34 protein-coding genes are annotated in these 25,368 nt (G+C 37.7%); 1 reads left to right on the forward strand and 33 read right to left on the reverse strand.

Annotated elements, in window-relative coordinates:
* Position 1: 1 nt before the first annotated feature.
* The 31 genes from ACFOW1_RS01625 to ACFOW1_RS01775 form a co-directional block, all read right to left on the reverse strand.
* Positions 2-1,363 carry a hypothetical protein gene (locus ACFOW1_RS01625; protein WP_379011820.1) on the reverse strand — a complete coding sequence of 454 codons (1,362 nt, stop codon included), beginning with the start codon at positions 1,361-1,363 and terminating at the stop codon, positions 2-4.
* On the reverse strand, positions 1,363-1,674 hold the full coding sequence (locus ACFOW1_RS01630; RefSeq protein WP_379011823.1) for a hypothetical protein: 312 nt from the start codon (positions 1,672-1,674) through the stop codon (positions 1,363-1,365). Before ACFOW1_RS01630 ends, ACFOW1_RS01625 begins: the two co-directional genes overlap by 1 nt.
* A gap of 110 nt (positions 1,675-1,784) precedes the next feature.
* On the reverse strand, positions 1,785-2,246 hold the full coding sequence (locus tag ACFOW1_RS01635) for a CHAP domain-containing protein (RefSeq protein WP_379011824.1): 462 nt from the start codon (positions 2,244-2,246) through the stop codon (positions 1,785-1,787).
* 22 nt (positions 2,247-2,268) lie between these two features.
* The gene (locus ACFOW1_RS01640; RefSeq protein WP_379011826.1) at positions 2,269-2,841 is read right to left on the reverse strand and encodes a hypothetical protein; all 573 of its coding nucleotides are present in this window, start codon (positions 2,839-2,841) and stop codon (positions 2,269-2,271) included.
* Positions 2,842-2,880: 39 nt separating this feature from the next.
* Entirely contained in the window at positions 2,881-3,252 is a 372-nt protein-coding gene (locus ACFOW1_RS01645) for a hypothetical protein (RefSeq protein ID WP_379011828.1), read from the reverse strand.
* Positions 3,253-3,277: 25 nt separating this feature from the next.
* Positions 3,278-3,526, reverse strand: coding sequence for a hypothetical protein (locus tag ACFOW1_RS01650; RefSeq protein WP_379011829.1), 249 nt, complete (start codon positions 3,524-3,526; stop codon positions 3,278-3,280).
* Between the two features lie 30 nt (positions 3,527-3,556).
* Positions 3,557-3,889 (reverse strand): hypothetical protein, encoded by a 333-nt coding sequence (locus tag ACFOW1_RS01655; protein ID WP_379011831.1) that lies wholly within the window; start codon positions 3,887-3,889, stop codon positions 3,557-3,559.
* On the reverse strand, positions 3,886-4,218 hold the full coding sequence (locus ACFOW1_RS01660) for a hypothetical protein (protein WP_379011833.1): 333 nt from the start codon (positions 4,216-4,218) through the stop codon (positions 3,886-3,888). Before ACFOW1_RS01660 ends, ACFOW1_RS01655 begins: the two co-directional genes overlap by 4 nt.
* Positions 4,215-4,604 (reverse strand): hypothetical protein, encoded by a 390-nt coding sequence (locus tag ACFOW1_RS01665; protein WP_379011835.1) that lies wholly within the window; start codon positions 4,602-4,604, stop codon positions 4,215-4,217. Before ACFOW1_RS01665 ends, ACFOW1_RS01660 begins: the two co-directional genes overlap by 4 nt.
* A 2-nt stretch (positions 4,605-4,606) precedes the next feature.
* On the reverse strand, positions 4,607-7,975 hold the full coding sequence (locus tag ACFOW1_RS01670) for a beta strand repeat-containing protein (RefSeq protein ID WP_379011837.1): 3,369 nt from the start codon (positions 7,973-7,975) through the stop codon (positions 4,607-4,609).
* A 15-nt stretch (positions 7,976-7,990) separates the two neighbouring features.
* Positions 7,991-8,788, reverse strand: coding sequence for a hypothetical protein (locus ACFOW1_RS01675; protein WP_379011838.1), 798 nt, complete (start codon positions 8,786-8,788; stop codon positions 7,991-7,993).
* Between the two features lie 57 nt (positions 8,789-8,845).
* Positions 8,846-9,391: a JAB domain-containing protein gene (locus ACFOW1_RS01680; RefSeq protein ID WP_379011840.1), complete on the reverse strand. Its 546-nt coding sequence runs from the start codon at positions 9,389-9,391 to the stop codon at positions 8,846-8,848.
* A gap of 387 nt (positions 9,392-9,778) precedes the next feature.
* On the reverse strand, positions 9,779-10,138 hold the full coding sequence (locus ACFOW1_RS01685) for an SHOCT domain-containing protein (RefSeq protein ID WP_379011842.1): 360 nt from the start codon (positions 10,136-10,138) through the stop codon (positions 9,779-9,781).
* Between the two features lie 34 nt (positions 10,139-10,172).
* On the reverse strand, positions 10,173-13,190 hold the full coding sequence (locus tag ACFOW1_RS01690) for a hypothetical protein (RefSeq protein ID WP_379011844.1): 3,018 nt from the start codon (positions 13,188-13,190) through the stop codon (positions 10,173-10,175).
* A gap of 3 nt (positions 13,191-13,193) precedes the next feature.
* Positions 13,194-13,598, reverse strand: a complete 405-nt coding sequence (locus ACFOW1_RS01695) for a hypothetical protein (RefSeq protein ID WP_379011845.1) — start codon at positions 13,596-13,598, stop codon at positions 13,194-13,196.
* Between the two features lie 74 nt (positions 13,599-13,672).
* Positions 13,673-13,903 (reverse strand): hypothetical protein, encoded by a 231-nt coding sequence (locus tag ACFOW1_RS01700; protein ID WP_379011847.1) that lies wholly within the window; start codon positions 13,901-13,903, stop codon positions 13,673-13,675.
* Between the two features lie 15 nt (positions 13,904-13,918).
* Entirely contained in the window at positions 13,919-14,455 is a 537-nt protein-coding gene (locus ACFOW1_RS01705) for a hypothetical protein (protein ID WP_379011849.1), read from the reverse strand.
* Between the two features lie 36 nt (positions 14,456-14,491).
* Complete coding sequence (locus ACFOW1_RS01710) at positions 14,492-14,845, reverse strand: hypothetical protein (RefSeq protein ID WP_379011851.1); 354 nt, start codon at positions 14,843-14,845, stop codon at positions 14,492-14,494.
* A 69-nt stretch (positions 14,846-14,914) separates the two neighbouring features.
* Positions 14,915-15,811, reverse strand: coding sequence for a hypothetical protein (locus tag ACFOW1_RS01715; RefSeq protein WP_379011853.1), 897 nt, complete (start codon positions 15,809-15,811; stop codon positions 14,915-14,917).
* Positions 15,812-15,853: 42 nt separating this feature from the next.
* Entirely contained in the window at positions 15,854-16,276 is a 423-nt protein-coding gene (locus ACFOW1_RS01720; RefSeq protein ID WP_379011855.1) for a hypothetical protein, read from the reverse strand.
* A 5-nt stretch (positions 16,277-16,281) separates the two neighbouring features.
* Positions 16,282-17,142, reverse strand: coding sequence for a S49 family peptidase (locus ACFOW1_RS01725; protein WP_379011857.1), 861 nt, complete (start codon positions 17,140-17,142; stop codon positions 16,282-16,284).
* A gap of 70 nt (positions 17,143-17,212) precedes the next feature.
* Positions 17,213-17,395, reverse strand: coding sequence for a hypothetical protein (locus tag ACFOW1_RS01730; protein ID WP_379011858.1), 183 nt, complete (start codon positions 17,393-17,395; stop codon positions 17,213-17,215).
* Complete coding sequence (locus ACFOW1_RS01735; protein ID WP_379011859.1) at positions 17,377-17,775, reverse strand: hypothetical protein; 399 nt, start codon at positions 17,773-17,775, stop codon at positions 17,377-17,379. Before ACFOW1_RS01735 ends, ACFOW1_RS01730 begins: the two co-directional genes overlap by 19 nt.
* Positions 17,776-17,967: 192 nt before the next feature.
* Positions 17,968-18,309 carry a hypothetical protein gene (locus ACFOW1_RS01740; RefSeq protein ID WP_379011862.1) on the reverse strand — a complete coding sequence of 114 codons (342 nt, stop codon included), beginning with the start codon at positions 18,307-18,309 and terminating at the stop codon, positions 17,968-17,970.
* 62 nt (positions 18,310-18,371) lie between these two features.
* A complete protein-coding gene (locus ACFOW1_RS01745; RefSeq protein WP_379011863.1) occupies positions 18,372-18,737 on the reverse strand; it encodes a hypothetical protein in 366 nt (121 codons plus the stop codon).
* An 80-nt stretch (positions 18,738-18,817) separates the two neighbouring features.
* Positions 18,818-19,120, reverse strand: a complete 303-nt coding sequence (locus ACFOW1_RS01750) for a hypothetical protein (RefSeq protein WP_379011864.1) — start codon at positions 19,118-19,120, stop codon at positions 18,818-18,820.
* Between the two features lie 216 nt (positions 19,121-19,336).
* Positions 19,337-19,549: a helix-turn-helix domain-containing protein gene (locus ACFOW1_RS01755; RefSeq protein WP_379011867.1), complete on the reverse strand. Its 213-nt coding sequence runs from the start codon at positions 19,547-19,549 to the stop codon at positions 19,337-19,339.
* Positions 19,550-19,553: 4 nt separating this feature from the next.
* Positions 19,554-19,820, reverse strand: a complete 267-nt coding sequence (locus ACFOW1_RS01760) for a hypothetical protein (protein WP_379011868.1) — start codon at positions 19,818-19,820, stop codon at positions 19,554-19,556.
* A 267-nt stretch (positions 19,821-20,087) separates the two neighbouring features.
* Complete coding sequence (locus tag ACFOW1_RS01765) at positions 20,088-20,360, reverse strand: hypothetical protein (RefSeq protein WP_379011869.1); 273 nt, start codon at positions 20,358-20,360, stop codon at positions 20,088-20,090.
* 160 nt (positions 20,361-20,520) lie between these two features.
* Positions 20,521-21,045: a hypothetical protein gene (locus tag ACFOW1_RS01770; protein ID WP_379011871.1), complete on the reverse strand. Its 525-nt coding sequence runs from the start codon at positions 21,043-21,045 to the stop codon at positions 20,521-20,523.
* A 300-nt stretch (positions 21,046-21,345) separates the two neighbouring features.
* Positions 21,346-23,820 (reverse strand): hypothetical protein, encoded by a 2,475-nt coding sequence (locus tag ACFOW1_RS01775; RefSeq protein ID WP_379011872.1) that lies wholly within the window; start codon positions 23,818-23,820, stop codon positions 21,346-21,348.
* Between the two features lie 127 nt (positions 23,821-23,947).
* On the opposite strand from ACFOW1_RS01775, the gene ACFOW1_RS01780 reads away from it, so the two are divergent.
* Positions 23,948-24,451 (forward strand): cupin domain-containing protein, encoded by a 504-nt coding sequence (locus ACFOW1_RS01780; protein WP_379011874.1) that lies wholly within the window; start codon positions 23,948-23,950, stop codon positions 24,449-24,451.
* A gap of 5 nt (positions 24,452-24,456) precedes the next feature.
* Here the strand turns inward: ACFOW1_RS01780 and ACFOW1_RS01785 are convergent, their stop codons facing one another.
* Positions 24,457-24,810 (reverse strand): hypothetical protein, encoded by a 354-nt coding sequence (locus ACFOW1_RS01785; protein ID WP_379011876.1) that lies wholly within the window; start codon positions 24,808-24,810, stop codon positions 24,457-24,459.
* Between the two features lie 3 nt (positions 24,811-24,813).
* The gene (locus tag ACFOW1_RS01790) at positions 24,814-25,368 is read right to left on the reverse strand and encodes an RNA polymerase sigma factor (protein WP_379011877.1); all 555 of its coding nucleotides are present in this window, start codon (positions 25,366-25,368) and stop codon (positions 24,814-24,816) included.

Genomic DNA, 25,368 nt, shown 5'->3' on the forward strand with positions numbered 1-25,368 from the left:
CTTACAAGTTTTCATTTTTAGTGCTTTTGCCAGTATCTAGCGTAGTCAACAAACTGCTTTGAAAGCGGAAAACCAAACGCCCTTGGTTTTCATATTTTTTATCCCAGCCGTTAAACTTCTTTACAATGTTCATTATGTTGCTTACCTCTTTACGTGCTTGCTCTTGCATCATTATTTGGGTTTGCAAGCTTTCACGTATATTGCTCCCACCGCTTTGGCTGCCATGTGTGGCACTACCTACGCTACCAGCACCTAAAAAAGCAGGGTTCATAAGTGTAGCAATACATATTTCTACGTTGGCAGCACTGCTATCTGGTAGCAACTTGCCATCGGCAAACTTGTCATCTATTGCCTCTACTTTAATGTAATCGGTTGGCTGCGTATCGCCTGGTACGGTAAAGCTGCCTGTAAACAAACTTTTACCTGCATTACTTGTACCAGTAAGCCACCCATCAATCAAGTTGTAAACCTCATCTTGCTTTGCTTTACGTACATCAGGTTCTAAAGCATCCCATTTGCTATCTACCTTATCAATCCAAAATTGCTTGTGTATAGTAATCTTGTATTTAAGTAGTATTTGGTTTTTGAAGATGGCATTTTTTTGCGCTGGTACGCTCATCGCTACTTTTACCCATTCTTTAGCAGCATACCATAATGGTGTAGGGTAGTATTGCCTACCGTTTCTTTTTAAGCGATCTATAAAAGCCCATTCAGTTCTTGGGTCTTTGCTATCACGTACTTGGTTCAAGCAATCTAATTCAAAGCCCTCAATTAAAGCAGGTACGGTTACCAATTGCCCACCGTTTGGCTCAGGTGTTTGTGTACCTATGTTTTTATCCCAATTGTTAGAGATAAACACATTTTCAATCACGCCTTTATCGTTGTACTTACCAAGCCTACAGGTAAATACATCTTTACGTACTACCTTATTTATTCTATCGCTAGCCGCATTTAGCAAAAAGCTACCAGTACGCCAGCCATAAGCCATTTTATCAAACGTGAAATCTAGCGCCATCTTATACATATCGTTTTCCTCTAGCCAGTCTAGTATTTCAGTATCGTTAAGCCATTCTACTTCTTCAGTACCATCGGCTGTAATATTTTTAAGTATAAAAGGCTGCAAGCCTTTACCCACACCAATAGTAGCTTGTGCATTTAAAATAGCAGAAAGCACGCCACAGCCTTCTATCATAGTGCGCATTTGGTAAGGCAATTGGTTATTTTCTTTGCCACCCCAAGGGCTGTATTTGAAAGGTGTATAATCAGTAACAGGCGCTACCACTGTAGGCATATTAATAGCAGCTTCATTAAAAATAATGGCGCTTTTTGTAAAGCCTATATCGTATCTACTATCAATATTCATTACAATACTGTTTTGCCGTTAAATGTGGTTATCAATCGCAAATGCACTTTACGCTTTTGCAAGTTGGGCAGCTTTATATTTCTAGTGCTATTATCGTAGTGGTTAGGGTTCTTTTTAAGGGCTGTACTTGGTGCAGCTTTGGCTATGCTGGCTTTTTCTCTAGTGGTCATCCATTCGTACTTGGTAGCTTCTGGTATTTCTATCCATTCACCACCTTTATTCTGCTGCTTATCGCAAGTAACAAAGCCAATAGAAAATGGCTTGCCGCTATCCATCCACGCAATCACTTCTTTTAGTGAAATACTTTGCATGTAGTAAAGTTGCTACTATTAATAAGCCTAGTAAAGGACAGCAAAAAGCCCTGCATAAAAATGCAAGGCTTTCATTTTTCATTCAACCAAAACAAACACAATGAGAAAATTTAAAAAGGTAATCTGATAAAGCCTTTAATAGTACTAATTTTTCTACCACCAGGCTTGCTGCAAACTTCGTAACCTTCACGGCTGCCATCATCGTTGCTATTGCCTTCAATGGTTTCTATACGTTCATCGTACACTTTGGTTACAAAGCCTGTGTGGCCCATGCCTTTGCCAAAATCCATGATAAAAATATCGCCAGGCTGTGGCGCACCTTTTACCTTGTAGGCAGGGTTTATTTCGTTCCATTGGCGCAAAACCCCACCTGTTTTTACTAGTGGGTTTGGCTTGCCTAGCATTTTTGCAGCTTCGCTTGTACACCAATACACAAATGCCATGCACCAGCTTGCAGGAAAATCAATACCTACACTAGCCAAGTAGGTTTGTACGTGTGGCCCCCAATTGCTGCCTTTTGGTATTTCTTGTAAGCCCATTTGTGTTTGGGCTACTTCTAATGCTTTGCTCATAAAAAATCAACTTTTAAGTTTACTATTTAGGTTTAAACAACAAATACAGCAGCCCCAAAATCACAATTCCACCAAGTACACAGGCTACAATTAGCCAGGTAATTTTAGAAGATTGCTTATTGTTTGTTGCTGTTAAATCAGAAACGTTTTGGTTAAGTGCAGCAATGGTTAAGGCTTGGTTTTGAATAGTTTTAGCATCAATGGCAGCTTTCTGCTTATCCACTATCAGCGCTGTATCGTGAATTACCTTAGTAGTTGTAAATTTGACTTTTAAGGTATCTACACGAACCTTATTTACCGTATCATGGCTATGTATGTACGAAATAGCTGTATCATGTGTAATAGTTGTATCTCTAGTAGTTTTAAAAAAAGTATCATTTGCACATGGGTAAATACCTTGTACTACTGGTGCAATTTTATCTAGCAAGCTTCTTTTTGCTGTTACTCGTTCAAATGCTGCATTGTCTTTACGCTCTATTATTTTGGCAGAATTGCAACTATGCAAGCCAAATAAGGCAATTAAAAACATTACAAAAAACAATGTAATTGCTATTTTGTCTGCTGTTTTTTCCCAGTTACTTCCATCTTTTCTCATAACAATAAATTGAAGCCCCCACTAACGAGGGCTTATGAATTACTTAGTTTGTGTTGGTGGTACTGTAGTTCCTAGCTGTTTAAGAATGTACATAGCAAAAACACTACCTGCGCTTATAAACAAACTTTTCCAATCTACATGGCCTGTAGTAACTGTGCTTGCTGTATAAGCACTAAAGAAGTTGCCAAGCGTTACAAATGCGCCTTTTGCTAAATCTTTAAGGTTTAGCTCACCAATAATTGAAGTACTTGGAAACGCAAAACTTTGCGCCAAATAAATCAATACTGTGCCAAGCGTAGTAATGCCTAAAGTTTCCCAAGCAAGCGCAGTACCAGCAAAGCCACCACTAGCAATGGTAGATGCAATAAATGTGATTACGGTAATAAGTAACCCTTTCCAAACCTGTTTCATATTTGTATATTTTAGTGATGTGTAATTATTTTCTATCCACCTTGTCTTTAAGGCTTAGTTTCACTTCGTTAATACCTTCTTGCAGCTTGTCTAGCTTTACGTTAATAACATTATTATTCTGCTCTGCTTGCTGCATACGTAGTTCTAAAGTGGTAAGCCTTACATCGGTATTTTTCCAAAATCCCAAGCACACACTTACTACTACAATGCCTGTAGCCAATAATTCACCTAATGTTATACTTCTGCTTAGTTTGCTTGTTGCTCTTTCAGTCATTGCTATGTGCTTTATAAAGTATGATGTATTTTATTTTTTACGTTGAAATAGCCAATAGTACCCAAGGTTGAAGGCGAAGCCCCATGTAGCATAAAGTGTAAAATACTCCCACCATTTTAAGTGAGCAGGTATTACACGGCTAATGAAGATTAAGCCTAGCATTGCAGTTTTAGCAATATGCCACGGGTCTAGCACCATGATGCCCAGAAACTTTTTACCCATCCAAGAAAATTGAGGATTCCATTTTTCTTGCATTTTATTCCACCAAATGGAACTGCTAAAATGGTCTTTAAGCTTATCCATCACGCTATTCCAAAGCCCTGCAAATGCAATTAAGATATAAATGAGTAAGTGCGTTATCATCGTCTTATTAGTTTAAATAATGCCAAAATATAATCATCAATCAAAGTGTTATTAGTGCCTTGATTTTTGTATATGTAAAAGGGTACTGTTTTATTGCAACCATATACTAAGTTGGTGCTGCGGCCATAAAACGCAATGTAAAACTGCTTGGCGGTGGTATCTCTACCAAGACCATCGGTAATAAGCCATGTAACTTGATACGTCGTATCATTAGTTATCTCATTTACTTTTGGCTGTACTTGTATAGACTGCGGCACAGTATCAATTACTTGCGCATGTACACATACTACTGCGGCTATTAATGCCGCTAAAAGGATTAATTTTTTCATGGTAAAACTTGGTCTTTTTTTAAAATTTCAATAACAAATTGAGTAACTGGGTTAGCTGTTTTTGCAGGCAATTCCTGCAAGCCATCAATAATTTTTTGCAAGGTGGCAAATGATATGTAATTGCCTTTTTCTTGCAAACTTTTTATGTTTAAAACAGCACCGCCAACTTTTATAAATTTTGCAGTTGGCAAGTCCACAATAAAAAGCGTATCGTTTTTGCAAGGCAAAAACAATTTAAAACTGTCACTTTTTGCATCTAGCCAATAGCATTTGTCGGTACTTGTACTAGCAAATGGTCTTAGCGGCAAACTTTTGTTTACTTCTTTTTTTTGCGCTGTGGCTGCAAGGCAAAAGAATAAGCCTAAAATGAGCATTGTTTTTTTCATAATTAATATCCTTGAATGATTAAATAACCTGTTTGCATTGCCCCTGTAACCGTTACAGCCGTTGTACTTAAACTAGTTATTACACTAGTAGCTAATCCATTACTACTTATTACTATTGGTGTATTGGTAAATGCTGTTGGGAAAGTATAACTAGCTGTACCATTAAGGGCATTTAAGTAAATAATCACTTGCTTCATGCTACTGCCAGCAAATGGTTGACTAAATACCGCACTACCACTTGTACTACCGTTTACTGTTGATTGTGTCGATTTTGGTGAAATTGTACCTGTAACTTGTAAAACGCCTGTACCATCGTCAGTATTACTGCCTATTAATAGTTTTCCCGATAAATAATTATTCGCTGTGCCATCGAAATATAATCCCCATCTACCCGACGCACTAGCGACTTGACTTCTAAACGCATAGATGTTTGTAGCTTGTGTAAGTGGCGAAACAAAAAAACCGTTTTGCTCTGTTACAGTAGCGTTTAAAGTTCCTTCATTAGCACTAAAATGCGCCAAAGCTCCTAGAGTAGTACCTGATACTTTAGATGGTTGTGTACGGAAAATTACAGCACTACTAGTTACATCTGATTGTATTTGTGCTTGTGCATTAATAGAATAAGATGTACTTCCTCCCGTTATGTTTCTTGCTATTGACAAATTCACACTATTGCTAGCTGGGTTAGTAGAACCTGTACCTATTGTAAAATTACCATTGATGTAAGCGTTACCACCTGCTATATATAATGAATGAGGATTTGTATTAGTAACATTAGTACCTGCTGTTGGCGCACCAGCTATATAAACAGTAGCCGCAATACTGTTGGTTACACTTGTATTACTTGCTGCAAATGTTGGGATACCAAAACTATTAGCGGCAGCTATTACAACTGTGCCGCTTGTTGCAGTAGAATTATCAGTATAAGTGGAAGCCACCGTTCTTGTTGCCGCCCCTTGAACACCCCAAGATGAAAGAGAATTGCTTCCGCTGACAATATTCTGAATAAACGTTTGAGCAGCCGTCCAAGTATTAGCCGCACTTAACAAAGCTGACATATCAGTAGCTACCAAGTTTCTAAATGTAGGTGTGCCACTACTGCCATTTGGTGCAGCAAATACGGTATTAGCCGTTTGGCTGTTAAGGCTAGCGTTACTTATACCTGTTGTGCCATTTTTAGTAAATGTAGCATTGGCATACAATACATCTGCTGGCTGCCTAATGCTATCTATACCACCCAATCCGCTTAAAGTATAGGTAGGTATGTTAAATACACCTGTACTACTATTATAAGTTGCTGCGCCGCTACTGCCTGTTGTGGTTAGGCTTATTGCTGCCCTTGCAAGTGCATCAGTATATTGAGTAATGCTGCTAGATATTACACCAGTACTACTATTATAGCTTATTCCTGTACCTGCGCTTAAAGATGATAGGGTAATATAATTAGCACCATTTGTTAATTGACTATTGTTTGTAGGTATTGTAATAACGCCTGTTGATGAATTATAGCCACCACTTCCAGCAGTAAAACTTAAAGCTGCTCTTGCTCTTACATTGGTGTAAAATAAGTTTGTACTACCTTCTGTAAGGCTATCTGTATTAAGCTGTACAAATTGCTTATAGCCATTCCAGTATCTATTTACAAGATTGCTAGGTGTAATTATTGGCTCTTTGGTAGCAATTGCAGATGTATTTGTGGCAATGTTGGTGGTATTACCATTAATCAATCCTCGCAAAATACTACTATCATTAATCAATCGTGCAGTATCAGCTTTAGCCCCTAATGTTGTGTTTATGGTTGTAATGGATGCGGTATTGTTATTGATTAATCCTCTTAATACAAGCGAAGTATCTCGCAAATTTTTAGGTGTTACATAAGCCGTTAAACTATCGGCTTTATTTAACTTTAATGCTTCTGCTGCGGTAGCCCTTGTAATTTCATTAGCAATATTTGTAGCATTAGTAGATATATTACTTGTATTAGTAGCTATGTTAGCAGTATTACCATTAATCAATCCTCGCAAAATGATACTATCATTAATCAATCGTGTGGTATCAGCTTTACTGCCTAATGTAGTATTAATGCTTGCAATAGCAGATGTATTAGTAGCTATGTTAGTAGTATTACCATTAATCAAACCTCGCAAAATAATACTATCATTAATCAATCGTGTGGTATCAGCTTTACTGCCTAATGTAGTATTAATGCTTGCAATAGCAGATGTATTAGTAGCTATGTTAGCAGTATTACCATTAATCAAGCCTCGCAAAATAATACTATCATTAATCAATCGTGCAGTATCTACTTTAGCCCCTAATGTTGTGTTTATGGTTGTAATGGATGCGGTATTTGTGGCAATGTTGGTGGTGTTGCCATTAATCAAGCCTCGCAAAATAATACTATCATTAATCAATCGTGCAGTATCTACTTTAGCGCCTAATGTAGTATTAATGGTAGCTTCTGCTGTTGTGGCTCTATTAATCTCATTTAGTATTGATCCATTTAAAATGTTTTCAGTGTAGGTGGCTCTAGTTATTTCGTTGGCTATACTATTTGCGTTAGCTATAATTCTTGCGTTATGCGCTGCAATACTATCTGTATTTCTATTGATAGCTTGCCTATAAAGTAAAAATGAAGTATCGCTTATTCTTAACCTTGCTTGTATGCTATCTTTTACATCATTGCTCAAAGCATAAGTGGTAGTGTAGTTAGTTTGCGTTGGTTGGTAAGCTACATAATAACTACCTGTACCTATATACAACTGTGAGCCTATTAACCTAATACCATACTTGTTAGTAGTTGTATCACTAGAAGGCTGTAATTGCCCATTTACCCTTAGTCCAGAAGTAACAATATTGCCATTTGGTAACACATAAAATGTACTAGCTGAGTTGCTTATCGTGCCATCATTTAACACATATAAACGTGTTACTCCGTTGGTTTTTAGCTGTACATAATTATTATCGTTAGTGCCTATCACCATATCAGTACCAAAGCTGTTACCACCTTGGCTTATGCGCTTTTGTATGCTATCTTTTATATTATTACTACTATCGTAGTTGGTAGGGTAAATGCTAGGCTTACCAGAAATATTACCCCAAAGCACCACATCTGCAATAGCTGTAAAATAATTACCATTACCTAGCCACAGTTTACCACCTACTATTGCAAGCCCTTGCTTGTAAGTAGTGGTATCAGTACCAGGCTTTACCGTGCCATTGCTTTGCAATCTGCCAACAATATCAACCACGGTTTTATTACCAAGCCTTGCTTGCTGCTTAATGGTATCACCTTCAATTTTATAAACGCTTTGCGCTAGGCTACAAGTAGTAGTAGCAAGAACAAACAATAGTATTAGTATTTTTTTCATTGGTATATCTAGTAATTATTTTAAAATTATTTTACCTGCACCACCAGCATTTTGCACGGTAATGCTAGTAGGTGGTGTGCCACTTGTAATAATTGGCATATTGCCTATACGGTAAATCGTGCCATCAAACTCGTACACTTCTATTATTGGGTAATTGGTAAACCTTCCTATACGGTTGTTAATCGTTAAGTCTATCACCGTATCGCCACTAGTGTTAAAGTCTATTTCTTCATAATCAATGCGTGGTATTACTGGCGCTGGTGGTGCAATAGAAATAGGTGGTATGCTGTTAATGCCTGCAAAGCTTGGTAGCACTTGCAAGGGCTTGGCACTTTCTAAGCTTAGGGTTATTTTATTAATAGCAGCAGCTTTAGCGCCCTGCGCTGTATTGGCTTCATTATCAAATTCTAGCCCTTTTTTATTATTGCCAATAACTACCCAAAAATTACCACTGCGCAGCCTTGCCACTATTACAAATTGCTTACCTGCGCTATTGCTTAGGTTTTGCAGGTTGTTACTTGCAAAGCCTGGCATTTTGCACTCAAACTTGGTTTTGTAATAGTTACCTGCTTTGTTACGTGCGGTAGATTGCACAAAGCCAGTACTACCATTTGGCAAGCTTACAGGGCCATACCAGCTAGCACCGCTTACTAGTTGTGGCTCTGTGGCTAAGAAGCCAGTAGTAGCATCTACTTTGGGCCAGCCATTAATATTTTCGGTAAATGTGTAATACCAATCTATTACACCACCATTGTAGCTATCTGCTACAAGGGCAAAAGTTTGGTGTGGTAATAGTGTACGTGGCAGTAACATGCAATAAAAATGCCCCCAATATTTGGGGGCATCAAGGACAGTAATTTGAGATGTGCTTTACACAGTTTCTTGTGTTGCAAAAATTTTCTTCCTGCGTTTTAGGTTACGCATTTTAAGCGATGAATGGTAGTAATCGGTTTGCATGCCTTCATTATCTACAAACGAAAAATAATCATCTTCTGTGATGATTAAATGATCATGCAGCTTGCAATCTACTATGTACAAGGCTTCTCTGATATTCTCAGTCATTTGTACATCTTGCCTGCTAGGTGCTACATTGCCACTAGGGTGGTTGTGTGCTACCACTACACTATCTGCCAAAAGCTTTGCTGCCATTGCTGCTAGTAGTTTTATGTCTATTAGGCAATTGGTAAGCGTACCTGTATTTAATTGCCGCCAGCATAGCACGTTGCAATTTTTATCTAAAAATAACACATACACCTGCTCTTGCATGTACAGTGTGTGGCTTGCCCAAATGCTCTTAAAAAATAAGAAAGCATTAAAGCTATTATCTACTTGGTAGTTGTGCCTTAGCGGCTGATACATTACTTGCAATTCATTGCCTGTAATGGTGTTGGTGATTTCTCTTTGTACGTTCTGCATTTGTAAAAGATTAAAAATTAAAAAACGGCATCCGCTGCAGAACGTAACTCATCACTAAAAGCAATGAGCAAGAGATTGCGCTTCCAAAGCGCTCGGATGCCTTATTTTGAGTCTCTTAAATTTTGGGTAATGATTGTTTTAGTTAATGAATTGAGTTACATTCTGCAAATGCAATTTACTTCATTTACCAACGCCTTCTATTATCATTCACAATACCCCATACAATTAAGGCTATTATACAAACGATGCCAAAGAACAAATATTGCACAATCGTATAACTTTTGTATAACAAATATAGAGATAATGCCATTGTAGTATAAAATTAGCGAACTTTTGTATAACTTTTGGTTAGATTTTATAGAAATTAAAATTTCCTTAAAATTTCTATTAGTGCTTTTCAAGTAGCTTTTTTTTCTGCGTTTCAAATTCGTCTTGTGTAATTACGCCTTTATCTACTAGGTCTTTCAACTTTAATAATTCATCAGATAAAGAAGGTGCAACTTGCTTTGGCTGCTGCTGTTGTTGCATAGCTTTTAAAGTAGCCTGTTGCGTTGCAAGTATTTGCTTTTGTCTTGCATCTTCTTCATTTGTTGGGAAAAACAAAGAAATAATTAGCCCAAGTAAAGGACTAAGTATTAACGACAAGAGAAAAGCACCGAAAAAGCCAATAGTTCTAGATGTGCCAAATACTAACCCTATAAATGCTGCACCGCCCACCCAAAAGAATAAAAATAAAATACTGCCCATAGTTGATTGATTTTAGTTACTACAATACTACAAATTATTTTAATGCTGCGGTGGCTTGAATATCACTAACCGTAGTTACACTATTATTTATTTGGTTGTAAGTAATATAAGCAGGTATGCCAGCTTTTACACTTTGCGTTAACTCTTGTATGGCTTGTAATAAGCTAGCCGTTAATTGTGTGTTTTGTTCTGCTGTTTGCGCCTCTGTTGCAGAAGTGGCATCGCTATAAATACCACCAGTAGCAAACTTGCGTTGCGCAGTTGTAACCGCTTGGTAGTTAAAGCCTTGGTAGGGTCTATTTTGCCAAAAAGGTGTAATAGGCGCACCATTGTTGTACAAGCTAGCATTTAGCAAGCTACTTACAAGCGGCCAGTTATTACGCACGGTGGCTTTGCTCAGTATCGCTTCACCACCTTCTATTTCAGCTACTTTGCTACCTGTATTTGGGTTAATAATTGGCATACCGCCTTGGCTATGGCTTGGGCCATCTAGTAAAGCACCTTTGGCAAATTGTGGTTTAGCACCAGAAATAGCTGCTATTTGCGCTGCCATGCTTGCAACGGTAAAGGCAATATTAATAGCCCTAAAAGCACCTAAGCTAAGAATATCAGTTGGTCCTGGTCTTGCTGCTAATACAGCAGTAATTGCCATTGCACCATTTACAATAGCTTGTGCTATTTGTATTTTTTTATTGCGTTCAAACTGTTGTAATTCTAACGCTCTTTTCTTGTCTTCTTGTGCTTTATCTAAAGCGGCTACTTGCTTATCGTAGTTCTGTTGCGTAATTACTTTAGCATCAAGCTGCTTTTTCAGATTGTTCTTTTTGGTTTCGTTAGCTTTAGCATCTCTAGCTAAATCTGCATTTTCAGCGGCAGTACGTATGCTGTTAAACTTACTTAAAAGGTCTAATGCTTGGTTAGCATATTTGCCAATAGTATCAACATAAGCTTTCCAATTTTCAGTTTCTGCATCTGCTCTTTTTTGTTGATATTCTAAGCGTATTTTTTCTTTTTCACTTTCTGTAAGGTTTTCTTTTTCAAGCGCCAAGCGTTCTTCTTCATCAAGCAATGCCAGTTTAGCCTGTAAACTATTTTGGTTTTTCATTACTTGCACTTGTGCAGCAGCTAAACTTTCACGGTTAGCATATTCTTTGGCTTTTTGGGCGTGTTCTTCCAAGCCTTTTAAAGCCTTATCAAGATTGGCTTTCATTTGCTTTTCATCAAGCTGTACAGCTAGCGGTATGGTTTCTACACTTGTATCGCCTCGCTTTTTACGTACTTCATCCCTAAAGGTTTGCACGGCTTTATCAATGTCTTTAAGGTTTACGCCTGTTAATTCTGCAAGGGCTTTGTCACGTTGCGCCTCGGTTAGTTTGCCATTGGCAAAATCATCCATAATGCGCTTTCTAAAATTGCCAATACGTACTTCAATTTCTGCAAAAGCTGCCTCTAATTTATCGCCACTAGCTTTAGCATTTTCAAGCCCAAGTTCTGCCATTATCGCATCAAAGGTATTAGTCACTTTTTCACCCTTACCAGCACCACCTTTATCTGCACCAGCACCAAGCACTTTGCTTTGCTCTTTAGCATCTTTCATGGCTTTTTGTATCGCTTCTACATTGGCTTTGCTTTGGGCTAGGTTTTGCGCAGCAGTTTTACCTTCAGCCGTATTTAATTGGTTGGTGGCTTTTAGTTGGTTATAGCGGTCTTGGTCTGCTTTTAGCAAAGCTTCTTCACCACGTAGTAAATCTTTTTGCTGTGCAGCCGTTTTTTTCATGGCATCGTTATAAATAGCCAATGCAGCAGATTTCACAGCAGCAGCTTCTTTAGCAGTTTGCTTATCTTTCTCAGCTATTTCAGCACCTACTTTAAGCTGCGCTACATAACTAGCCAAACCACCAGGCCCGCCAGTAAATGCAGCTTTTAAAGCACCAGCAATATTTTGCGTAAAGGTTAATACTTTGCCAATATTGGCAAGTTGCATGGCAAAAAAATCACCCAAGCCATCCATGCCTTGCCTTACAATTTTTAATAAACCGCCTAGTATTGGTATCAATCTATCGCCTATTTCTTCTTCAAGATTGCGCAAATCTTGTTTTGCAGTAGCAACTTGCCCTTTAAATGTATTGCCAAAAGCATCAGCAGCACCTTCAACCCTTGGTTTTAAATCGGTCATTAATATGCCAAAGCGTTCGGTAACATCGCTACCATCTTTTATATTAATACCATATTCTTTCAAGGCTTTGGCATTACCTTCTAGTGCTTTGGTCATTACACTAGTGGCTTCTTCTATGCTTATGCTTTGCTTAGCTGCAAAATCAACTATTACAGGTGTAAGGTCGCCTATTTGCTTTTCGGTTAGTTTGCCGTAGGTAATCAACTTGTTAAATACTTCGGTAACATCATCGTTATCTAAGTATTTAAACCTTTCTGCTACTTCGTTGGCTTTATCGCTTAATCTATCAAAGGCATCGGTACGGCCTACATTTTCAAGTGTATTTTTTAACCGTGTGCTTGCTTGCTCAGCTTGGTTGGCTTCATCTATAGAGGCGCTTAAAAAATCAGTTACTTTACTTGTAACAAAACCAATACTAGCAAAGGCCGCAAGGCTACCACCCACGCTACCAAGTATTTTGCTAAATGTGCCACTGCTTTCAGCAGCTTTTTTCTGTGCATCTTCTACGCCACGTATTTTGGCTTTCATATCATCAAATACGGCTGTGGCTTTGCGTAGTTCTAATACTTTTTGGTTATAGGCTTCTGTACCTGTAGCTAGGTTTTTTACTTCTTTAGTAAGGTCGTTTACGTACTTAGCCTGCTCTTTATACGTAGCGCCAAGCCCTTGTTCTATACGGTTGCGTATTTCAGCAGCTTGTGTAGCGGCTTGGTTGCGCTTGGTTTCTAGCGTCATTGCTTCTTGTGCGCTTAGCTTTGTATTTTTAAGCTTGGCATCGTAAGCATCTATGGTAGTGTTTAACTTAGTAAGGGCTGCTTGTGCGCTGCTGGTATCTAAAAACAGCGTGGCACCAGTTTTTGCTTTATTGTCTGCCATGAGTTATTTAATATGTAATCGCTGTAGCGATAGGTTAATAAAATAATCTGCCAATAATTCGCTCAATCGTTCGCAATAGTTATCTATCACCGGGTTAAACCAATCTTTCGGCTCTTTCAGTTTGTTGAGGCTTTTAGGGTTGGTGCTTATGGTAATACCTTTAGGGCTTACCCATCGGCTACCTTTACTACCACCATGGCCACGGCTTGCGCCTTTGCTCACATATATTAAGTATCTAGGGAAAATAAAGCGTATGTACCACACCATGCCATCTTTATAGCCAAACTTATACTTTACATTGCCACCGCTAGTATTAATGCCTACACGTTGCATTTCTGCATTTAATGCAGCTATGCAGCGCTTGGTTTCAGCTTCTACTAGGTTGTTTATGGTAATTACATCTTGCATGTGGTATGGCTTAATTAAAAAAGCCCTGCCCAAGTTGTAAGGGCAGGGCTTTTACTTCCTAATATACTTATGAGTTATTGCTGTGTCGGTTCGCCTTCAGCAGGTGGTGTAGGTGGTATTTTTTTACTAGGTTTTTCAGCAGGTTTTAATTGTATGTTAGGGTCGGCACAAGCTAGCATTATTTCGGCTTGGTCAAGCGTTATTTCGCTAAGCTTTGTGGGGTTGCCTGCACCTACAATTGTAATATCGCTATCAACCGTAGTAATAAAGCGTTCAGCCACTTGCTGATTGATAAAGTTAATCATGTTGCAATGGTTTTACTATGATGGGTAAACGCTTAGTGTAGCATTGTAGAAAAACTTCTCTTGTGCTTCAAAAGTAATTTCATAGCCAGCTTTACCATTAAGCGTTACGCCCACAACAGGGTTAGCAGTATCTAATATTGCAGGCGTGCATTTGCAACCATATTGTACTAGTTGCCCAGGGCAGCCAGTTTTTTCAAGCCACAAAATCACATTCTTGTTTAAGATATTTTTTACAAGTTCTAACGCTTCAGCGTTATCACCTTGTAAAAAAATCTTTGGCTTAAAGTTTAGCACTTTAGCGCCTTGGTCGCCAGCAGCTTCACCTGTTTGGTCGCCTGTTTTGTAAAAGCATTGAATAGGTAATGCACCTTTACCACTTACAAACGTGTGTGCAGTAGCTATTTTTACTTTATCACCCATAGCAGTGGGTGTATTTGTAGGCGTTGCTTCGGTGTCAATCCACCCAAGTTCTGAAATGTAAGCAGTTTGCTTAAACCCACTTACTGCGCCTACAGCAGCTTTGTCAGGGGTATATGGAGCGTAATTTTCCATTAATAAATTATTTAAAAATGAGGTAATTAAGGTGTACTAGTCAAGCAACTGTATAAAACTTGCTTCGGCTTCAATCAAGGCTTTTTGTAAGTCTTGGCTTGCAAGCACTTCAGTAGCAGTAATTTTTTGGCCATCAAACAATACAGCAGGTGTACTAGGGTGAAAGCCATATTTTTTACCATCTACTACAAAAGTTTCTTTACTTACTTGCGGCTTAGCTATTTCAGCAGCAGCTTTGGGTGCAGCTTGGCTTAAAGTAATTACTTGCTCTTGTAGGTTTTCGTTTACCTTGGTTAAGGTATCAATTTCTACATTGGCAGCATCAAGCTTTACTTGTAAATCTGCATTAGCAGCAGTAAGCGCAGTTACTTGTTCTTGTAATGTAGCCATAAGGCAAAATGATTTTCTATTTAAAAATGGTAATTGGCAGGTGATATTTACCTGCCAATTAGCTATTTACTATGCTTGATCGCTTACTACAATCGCATCCAAATCTTGGATTTGGCAACCCACTGGGAAAGTGATACGATTTTTTAAGTAATCAAGGTACGGTGTGCTGTAAATGCTTACTGCTTCTACATTAGTACCTAATACAAGGTTATTATCAATAGTAGCAATTAAGCGCTGAGAAGTACCCATCCATGCTACAGGTTTTAAAATAGCTAGGCTATTATCAATTGGGTAATCACCTGTAATGCGTGGCTCAAACTTAAAGCCGTTTACAGTACGGTAGTTAGTAGCATATTTTTCAAAAGTGCTATAGCTACAATAAATGGTAAAGCCCATTTGCTTCATCCATACTGGTACAGCATTTTTTACCAGTTCTACTTGCGCTACAGCATTACTTGTAGTAATATCAGCACCAGTAACAGGTATAAGGTTACTTGCAGCAATTTCAGCAGCAATAATAGTACCCCAGCCTGTAACGCAAGCAGCAGGTGTAGTACCGCTAGCATTATAAGTCCCACCGTATAAGCCATTAAGCATTAAACTGCTTAAAAACTCTTTACTCATTTGCCCTACTGCCATTTCCCAAAAAGGCATTGGCGCACCATCGGTATCAGCTAAAATAGTATTGCGGAAATTTTCAGGGTTAAACGTCCAATCTTGCTTGGTTTGATTTACCGTTAAAATTCTTTCGGTAAACTGTGGGCCATTACCAAAATCATCTTGCTCACGGTAAGGGCGTGGGCCGCCTTGCGCAGATAATTTTACCAATGCTTGTGGCATGGTAACATTTGTACGTACTTGAATGCCTTGATTTCTCAAATCCCATTCAACTACTTTTTTGCCAAATACTGGCGCACCTAGTTCTCTAAACTGGGTGGACAACAACGATAAATCTGGACTTGCCATTTTGTTATAATTTTTTTAGTGAGTATTAATAAGGTTTATTTCTTACGATTTTAGTTTGGCACGTTCTGCTTCAAGCTCTAAATCCCATTGGGTTTTAGCTGTTGCTAAGGTTTCAACCTTTGGTGCCAAATCATCATTTGCCAATGGTGCAGGTGGCGCAATAGGCAAAGCTGTTTTAGCTTTTAAAGTGGCTACTTCTGCATTCAATGCTTCAATAGTGGTATTAGCAGTAGCAAGATTTGCTTGTGCTTCTACCAATGCAGCGTTTGCAGTTTCTACTTGGGCTAAAACTTGCGTAGTGGCTTCTTTTTGCGTAGCTAATTCATTCACGTTTAACTGCAAAGCATTTTCAATAGCTTGTAAATGTGTAGCAGTCACCCAAATACCTTCGCCTACGGCTTGTGGTTCAAATGCAGCTTCACCTTCTGGTACAAGCTGGGCAATATTTTCAAAAATGTTTTCCATAAAAACTATGCTGTTTTATTTTTTGATAAGAAATAAGCACGGCTTACTGCCTGCTGAAACGTACCCATACGATCTATCAAGCCGTATTTAATAGCCTGTTTAGCATCGTAGGTTTTACCAGTCAATACATTTTCTTTAGCCAAGTCAAGCTTACCCATACGGTTAGCCTGTACAGCACTTAAAAAAGTATCGTTGATATTATTAAGCTGTTGCTTTAATTCGGTGTAATCGCCTTGGTTGGCTTTAGCAAAAGTTTGGTTTTTATCTACGCTAGCATCTGCGTAAACGGTGTGGGTTTTAATGCCTTGTGCTTCCTGCGCTTTGGTAGCATCTTTCCAGCTTACCATAGTACCAATACTACCAATGGTAGCGTTGTAGCCATTATTGGCTTTATCGGCAAAAATTTCTGTGGCGCTACTACCAATCCAATAGGCAGCGCTGCACATCATGCCATCTACAAAAGCTACTACAGGCTTGGTAGAGGCTTTAATTTCGTTGGCAAGGTTTTCGGTACCATCTACTTGGCCACCAGGGCTATCTATTACTAGTAGCATAGCAGCAATACTATTATCAGCATTGGCAGCACGTACAGCATTTTGCAAGCTTTGTGTACCAGCACTGCCACACATATCGTATTTGGCTATTGGGCCAGCAATATGTATTACTTGTATAGGGCCGCTATTATCAATAGTGCCTTTAGCATCGGTACGGTAAATTTCGCTGAGGTATTTGCGATTATCAAAAGTGGCTACACCAGTAATGCCTTTGTAAATAATATCGAAGGCAATGCCACGCCAATACTCACCGCTTTGCGGTTCTATAGCCCAAGGTCTATTAAGTATTGATAAAAGCTGTTTGAATTGCATGGCAGTATGGTATAACTTTTTTGCTATACCAAAACTGCTGCATTAGTTTAAGGGTAAGAAGGACAGTAAATTAATACGCCAATTCATGCACCATTTCGGTACTAGAAAGGGCTTTACCTATCAGCGCATCAGCCCACTCAATATTTTGTACTAGGCTTTCTTTACTAAGGTGTAAGTAAATTTCGGTGGTTTTAATATTGTTGTGGCCTGCAAAATCTTTTAGCTTGTAAATATCTACACCTTTCTCGCACAAATGCGTAAGCCTACTATGGCGCAAGCTTTATCTAGTCTAGCCGATATATAATCGCCTTCTTTTACATGACTATAAATAATCAACTCATTAAAGTTTTGTTTGCACAACTCTAAAGTTTTTATTGAGGTTGTCGTTTCTACAATTCCTATCGTATCTTCTTTTTCTTGATACAACTGTTTTGTTTTCTCTAAGTCTAAAATCGCCTTGTTTAATTCGTCTAAATACTTTTGCTCATTTTGCTCTTTTGCAATATCTCTTTTTACCTTTTGAATAAGCAATACGATTGATTGCCCTAAAAAAACGTTTTGTGAAAATGATTCTTGAATGTAATTCTCGCAATTATTTATTGCGTTTTGTAAACTCTCTTGATAAGCGTTCATTGTTATTGTTTTTTGTTTTATAAAATATTGTTTGACAAATACTAGTTAATCTCACCGCAGTTACATACAACATAAGGTTTTGTGCAATACAGGCTTGACGTTATTAATTTCAACTAAGTGCTACTATTTGGCTTTGTAGGTTATTTCAGCAGCAGTTTTTCAAATTCCTGTACTGACACAAAGCCCTGTTCGTTAGGCGAAACCCTGCAAAAGCCTCCGAATCTCATCCCAAGCATCATTTTTTGCAGAATGTGCGGACGAAAATGAAACAAATGATTTTTCAGGGTATTTATCCTGATACCCTACAAATGGCGGAGTTGCCTTTACCTGTACAAGTTTTTCAAAATCAATAGTCACAACATATGCATACTGAATAGGATGGTAATTTGTGATAAATCTTTTTGTTCTGACTTTTTTGAAAAACTCATTTTTAGACATATTTGCCAAGGGGTATTCGCCTAACAAGTGTTTTGCGTCAGGCGGCGTTGACCGCTCCGAATGAACATTTGTACTATGTTGAAGTTTCGTTTTCATATCATCTTTTGTACTTGAAATCCCGCCCGAACGCAAAGCCCTCGAACGTTAGCTGCAACCAATTACAGCGGCTCAAACGTTTCATCGTGGACAATTTGAAGCATTCTAAAATCTTCATCAGTTTTACCCCAAACAGACAACCAAAATGAGCCGTAATTGTCTGCCTGCTCAATAAACTTTTCTACTGTTAAATCTGCATCATCATCTAAACAATCTGAATAGTAAATATTGCCTTTAACATAGTTGTTAGCATCGCCTTGTAAATAGCGGTAATGAATATCAAATTTGGACACATTTTCACTGTCAATTAAGACAAGTGCATCTGAAAGTGTAATTTGTTTTTCGGACAAATCCGACTTCACTTTGGCAGCAGCTAACATAGTGTTGCCAATAGTGGGGCTGACGTTTTCCAATTTTGCTTTTTTCATATTTTGAACATTTGTTTTTCAATTAAACTTTGGTGGTTTAATGCCCCACCATCGGCAACACTCGGCACGTTAGCTGCCATTTAAGACAACTTACTATCATCAAAATCACCTATTACTATTTTTGCTTTCTCTCTTTGCATTTTTCCATTTTGATAGTATTCTACCCAAATATCAGTGCTTTCTTCACCTTCGCCAGATAGCTTAAAAATTACGTTTGGGTGTTTTTTAGAATATTCTCTCATATCTTTTTCGTGTTCATACCACTTTATGCTATCATCAAAACAATCATTGTAACCAGCTAATTCACTAATTTCTTTTTTGTAGTCTGTAACATAATCGTTTCCTTTTACTACTTCTAATTCGTGTCTTGTGTAATATCCCATTTAATTTGTGTTTTGCGTCTTGACTAAAAACGGCAGCTAACAAGTGTATTTGCAAAAGCTACGGTGATGAATTACTATTAGGCTAATATTTTACTCAACATCAGTAACAGTCATTGCGTAGCCTTCGCAAATACCTGCTCGTTACAGGCAAGCTACTACCAGCGTAACTGATAGCAGTTTACCGTAACTAATTTGACAATAAATTGAGGGAAAATTTTAAAAAGAAGTTGGCAATTGAAGTGCGTTGCGAAGCATTATATATTGCTTCATATTGAGCCAAAATTTGCCACTTTCAAATCGTTTAATAGTAGCAATGCCCATTCCGGTTTGTTGTGCTAATTCGGCTTGTGAAATACCTAATTCTTTGCGTTTATTTTGAATGAAAGCCGCTATTTGTTGGCGGCTTTCATTAAGTTGTTCATTAGTCATTAATTTAAAAGTTTACATCTTCCAATGGATAACCGTCTGCTGCTCTCATAATTTTTGACAGAGCATTGATAGTGATAAAATTTCTATCTTCTCCATAATATGATTTAGCAACATCAAGGGTAAAGGATTCTTTACTTCCATTGTCAATAAAAATTAAATCAATTTGGTCGCATTCATCTTCAAAGCAGTTATAAACTTTTACATTTTCTCCAGTTTGTAGTTTGCTGATTAAATTTTCAGAAGCTGTTGTGTTTTTTGCAATTGTAATCATTTTATTTTTCGCCGTGATTATTGAGTTGCCGCCTCATTTGTTATTTGTTACACAAAGATAGTATCATTTTTGATACCAACAAATATTTTTACAACTTTTTTTAAAAAATATTTTCCCCTCAATTTCAAAGAACTTTTGACGCCCGTAGCCAGCCTGTAACAGTGCATTGCAGCAATACGGGCGGACGAATAGAGCCGAACAATTATAAAGCCGAGCAGCATCAAGTCAATTCCCGTACTGCTTCAATGCTTTAACGTTAGCTGCCATTTAGTACAATAGCTGTAAAAACTCATCTATACTCATATTGCTATACCTGTTTTCTTCATCGCTATAATCTATCTTTATTTTTCCTTGCCACATTGTAAAATAAACCGTGTACAAATTTTCACCTATAAAAGCCGATATAGTTCTGTAATAATCCCATTCATCCGATTTTTCGCCTTCAAAAACATCTATATCGGTAGCTTTATTTTCCTTCAACCATTGTATAAATGTATTTTTTGCTTTATTTAATGGTCTTGCTATTTTCTTTATATTCATTACGTTACTTTTAATTTGACTAAAAACGGCAGCTAACAAGTGCATTTGCAAAATGGTGGCTGGACATTCTTAATCTCAACATTTGAATAATAATTATACTTTTTGGTGGGTTTTCAACTTTTGCAGCACTATTGCCACCACTTCGCAATATGCTTGTTCGTTACATCATCATCACTTGCATACCATTTTTGGTAATGCTATTCGGTTGGTTTTTGCGTTCTATTTTTTCACGGTAGCGGTATTCAATTTTTACAATGTTATCCATCGTAATATCTTCATCTATTACAATGTTATGCTTATTGCAAAACATTTCTAGGCTTTGCTGCCTGGTAATTTTTGCAGCAGCCAAGGTTTCACAGTACATATATAGTTCTCTCTCAAACATGTGAAACAAGAAGCGATTAACGTACACGGCTTGCTTATTGGGCAAAGCAGTACCGTAATAGTACTTTTTAAGCCAGTGCTTGCTTACATATAAATCTACATTATGCTCGTACTTAGAAAAAGCTTTGTGAATAATCTTACGGTTTTTATCTGGGTACACATTTTTATCTAGCATAGCGCTGATAAACATGCCAATACTATCATTGGTATTGATGATGATTTTAGGGCCATAAATGCTATGCAGAAACTTTTGCAAGTAGGCATTGGTAGGCAGTTTTATGGTAAAAAATTCGTTGGCCATATCATATTATAATTTTTATGAAAAATTGATTAAAAAATGATTTTTTTTTTTGAAAAAGTTTCTGAAAAGTCGATTTTGGGTATGGAACAGATGGAACAGATGGAACACTTTGGAACACGATGGAACAAAATGGAACAAAAGTTAGCTTGTAGAGAGATAAAAAGTATTGATTATCAACATTGTTCCATCTGTTCCATCTGTTCCATCGTGTTTTTGCTGTTTTTGACAGTTTGAAAAATATTTTTTCATTTTTTGCGTATTTTCTGTGGTTTTTTTTAATATGTTCTACTTGTTCCATAATTAAAATCCCGCATCTGTTACATTGTCAAGTTCTTCAAATGGTATTTCTAGCACTTCTTCAGCAGGTACTTCCATTTTTTGTTCAGTAGTCATTTCTGGTTTAGGATTAGTAGTTTTTTCAGGTTTATCTCTGATTTTATATGGTTCCATTGGTACACCCATTTCCTCATACCTTCTCTGTAAACGCTTTTCATACTCTACAGGATTTTCGCCACCATATTCTTTTACCCTAATCATATCTATACCAAGGTTGGCATATTTCATTTTATAGCACCAGTTATTACTACCATCTTCAAAGCGCTTACGCTCGTAACCAAGGTAGGTTTTGGCATCTTGCTTTAAATAATGTTCCATCGTGCTTTTACTGAGGTAGTTTACATCGCCACGGCTTTTTAATTCTTTCACGTATAATGGGTGTACGTTCATTAAGCGTAGGTACAAATAGCCATCAGCAAGCTTAAAGTCGGTATCTTCTTTAATAATACCTTGGTAATACAAGCTTTCAACCACGCCCCAAAACTTGCTTACATCATTATTGCCAGCTAGTATATGGTGCTGCTCTAGCATGTTTTTAATTAAAAAAGCTTTGGCTTCGCTGTAGGTAAATGGAAATTGCAGCACATCGTTTAGCAGCTTTTGGTAAGTAAGTAGAATGCTTATGTTCATCATCATTCTATCATCTACATCGCTATTGTTTACCTCACGTACTACTTCTTTAAAAATGCTATTAACCGTATCTTGAAAGCTATTTTGTATCAGCTTGCGGTGCTTAAAAATATCGGCAGTAATGTAGCTAAGCCCATAGCTTTCGTAATCGTTTTTTAGTTTAATAAAGCTGCTACGTTGCTTTTCGGTAAACTTACCTTCTGCAAAGCCCACCATTATACAGCGCATAAAAAGGGCTGGCTCTTGTGTCGGCATATCTTGGCCGCTTAAAATACAGCTACTACTTATAGGGGTACTTTCAGTAGCAAAATCATTCGTCATTTTACCACGTTCGTAGCCCTTACCATCGTAAATATTTTTAAAGCTTTCAATAAATTTTACAGGCAGGTTATTCTTATACTCATCTAGCCACACGATGGCATTTTTAAACTGGGCAAATTTGCGCATAAAGCCCACAATGGTGCTAGCACCACCAAGCATAATCTGGTCTTGCTTTTCGCCAAACATAGCCATGATGCTTTCAGCCATTTGCCCTTTACCTGCGCCTGGTGGCCCAAATAAATTCAACAAAGGGTAGCGCTGTATTTGTTTCATCGTTATATCACGAAACAAACTACCAATGTAGAATAGAATAGCGATGATAGACTTATTGCCGTAGGTATCTTTTAGCAGCTTTGCCCATTCGTTAAAGTAAAAATGATCTCTAGCCTGTATGTACTTAAACTTCTTTTCATTCACAAACTTATCATCCTTCTCAGCAAACATTTTGCTACCAGCAGGTATAAAATAGTTTTTACCTTGATAGTTTACAATGCCATGCTCATCGGTAGGCATAAAGGCAGTAATGTTTTCTTCATTGCTTTCTAGTGGCATAATACCATTGCACCAAGCCCAAAACTTACCCCTTGTGTGATATCCCAAGGTATTTACATACACGGTTTTTAACTCGTCTTTTTGCAAATATTCTTGCAGCCTGGTAAGGTCGCTATCGCTACCCTTAAAAATAAAATCGCCCTTACGTGCCAGCACTTTTTTAAAGCTGCCAAGTGCTACAAAATCATCTGTATTTAGGTTAATAACCACCTCAAAACCATATACGTTTTTTACAGTAATCAAGCGAAAGGAATTATCTTCAGACGTATCTACGTGGTACAAAATCTTCATAGTAAAATTACTGATAGGGTAATCACCATTTTTACCACCACGGCTATAATAGACATCATCATGCACATAAATGCCATATTTGAGTGCATTAAAAATATCATCCTTGCTACCTTTAAAATCACTAGGCAAGCCAGCATCTTCAGCATTGCTTACCTTATTAGCAAGCATGGCTTTTTCTTTCGCCTTGGCTTTTTCAGCTTCTAGTTTTTTAATGGCTTCATCAACTGCTTTTTTCAGTGTTTTTTCGGGTAAAGCAGTTGTGCTACTAGCTTGTAATTGGGTTAATGTTTCGGTAAGGCTTTCAACATCAGCTTTACAAGCGGTTAAGTAAAATGTATCAGCATCAGTAAGGTTTTTCTTAGCAGCAAGCTTGGTAATTTGTTTATTGTTGTCGGCAATCTTCTTTTTGCAAGTTTCAATTTCTGCCTTTATAGTAGCGGCTTTATCGCTAATGCCTTCAGCAATTTGCTTAATGTAGGCACTACGCTTAATCTCATTTGTGATGGCACTAAGCATAGTAGCCAAGGCTTCAATAGCAGCCGTTTGCTCATCTGGCTCACTTACATTTTGCCAAATGCGCTGCGCTTTCCACTGCACAGCATCGCAATGCATGGTAGTAAATAGTTGTACAGTATCTATAGGCATCTTTACGCAGCATTTTTAAGTGATGCAATAAATAGCCCTAAGTTTGTGAGGTGTTCGATTTGGGGTGAAGGAAGTCCACTCGCTTTAAAGCCCCGAAAGGGGCTTTTTTGTATTAATAATGTAATATATGCTCACTGCCGAAACTTTGGTCAATTATTTTAATATGCTGCCGCATCCTGAAGGCGGTTACTACAAAGAAACTTATAGAAGCGATGAGTTGATTGCTCATAATGCTTTACCAGAAAGGTTTTCAGGCGATAGAAATTTTAGCACAGCCATTTATTTTTTATTGGAAAAAGGTAATTTCTCTGGCTTTCACAAAATACAAAGTGATGAATGCTGGCATTTTTATGCTGGGCAGACTTTGTTTGTTTATGTGCTTCATAACAATGGCAGTTTGGAAAAAATTAAGCTTGGTAACCACTTATTGGATGGTGAGGTTTTTCAAGCGGTAGTGCCTGCGGGTTGTTGGTTTGCAAGCGAGCCTGCACCAAATTCTGAGTTTAGTTTTGTAGGCTGTACCGTTACACCAGGCTTTGATTTTGTAGATTTTGAATTGGCTAAAGCTGATGAATTAGTAAAAGAATTTCCAAAGCATGAAGCACTGATAAAAAGGCTTTGCAGATTATAACCTGATTAGATCAATCCTTTTAGATGCAACATGTAATAGCCTAGTAGACAAATGGCTAAAACGACACAAATGGAAATAACGAGCCACTGATTGTCTGCAAGTTTGCGTTTGGCTTTACGTTGTTTTTTGGTTGCAATTTGCTTTTGTAATTGCTGGTTCAACTGCTTTACGTAGGTATCTAGCTGCGCTTTGTTAGATACATTTTCTAAACCTTCAATCGCGTCATTTGCGAAATCATCCTCAAGCATTTGTAACTCTATTGCGTGGCGTTCCTCATCCGATAAATTGCCTACTAAATAATTTATCAGTTGGGCGTCTTGCAACGCATCTTCTTTTAATATATGGGTGACGTCTGCCATTGTTTACATTTTCTTTTCTACCAAGTTTTTTAAATTACGCTTACCATTTTGAATGTGGCTTTTAACCTGCATCATGGTAAAGCCTGTTTGTTCTACAATCTCTACGTAACTTTTCTTTTGTAAATAAAATAAAGTTACACAGGTTTTTTGGTCGGGTTGCAAGTATTGTAAACATTCTTCTATTAGCGATAGCGTTTTTTCTTTTTGCTGTAGAGCATGTATGTCAAATTCTTCAGTTGCCATAGGCTGCACATTATCTACATCTACAAACACATGTTTGTCTCTCAGCTTCATGAGGCAATGGTTTTTTGCTACCATGTATAGCCAACTTTTAAAGTAGTCTACCTTATATTTTTGAAGTTCAGTAATCGCTTTTAAAAATATTTGCTGTACTGCATCTTTAGACGCTTCTTCGTTTTTTAAATACTTCATACACACACCAAATAACAACAATGTGTAGCGTTGTAATAAAATGCCCAACCAAAAATTATTACCATCTTCGGCAAATTTTTGTAGCAATTCGGTTTCGGTGATATGTTGATATTTGTCTGTATTCAC

This window comes from Parasediminibacterium paludis (assembly GCF_042651445.1).
Lineage (GTDB): Bacteria > Bacteroidota > Bacteroidia > Chitinophagales > Chitinophagaceae > Parasediminibacterium > Parasediminibacterium paludis.